Annotated in this window: 1 protein-coding gene; it reads left to right on the forward strand. The window is 62.1% G+C overall.

From position 1 onward, the window contains the following. The coding region (locus AC1DPX_RS35135) for a VCBS domain-containing protein (RefSeq protein WP_477242610.1) at positions 1–449 on the forward strand (449 nt) is incomplete at both ends.

Raw genomic sequence — 449 nt, forward strand, 5'->3', positions numbered from 1 at the left:
CACACCTCGGTGCAGATCGATATTCTGGGGACCAATGACGCGGCGGTTCTCTCCTCCGCATCGGTCAATTTGACGGAAGCCAACACGGCAGCGGCGATCAGCACTTCCGGCACGCTGACCATCAGCGATGTCGACAGTCCTGCGACCTTCGTCGCTCAGGCCGCAACCGCCGGCAGCTACGGCACCTTTGCCATCAATGCGGCCGGCGCCTGGACCTACACGGCAAGCTCGGCGCATAACGAGTTCGTCGCCGGCCAGCACTACACCGAGAACTTCGACGTGGTCAGTGCCGACGGCACCCACACCTCGGTGCAGATCGATATTCTGGGGACCAATGACGCGGCGGTTCTCTCCTCCGCATCGGTCAATTTGACGGAAGCCAACACGGCAGCGGCGATCAGCACTTCCGGCACGCTGACCATCAGCGATGTCGACAGTCCTGCGACCTT

This window comes from Mesorhizobium sp. 01N446 (assembly GCF_056399285.1).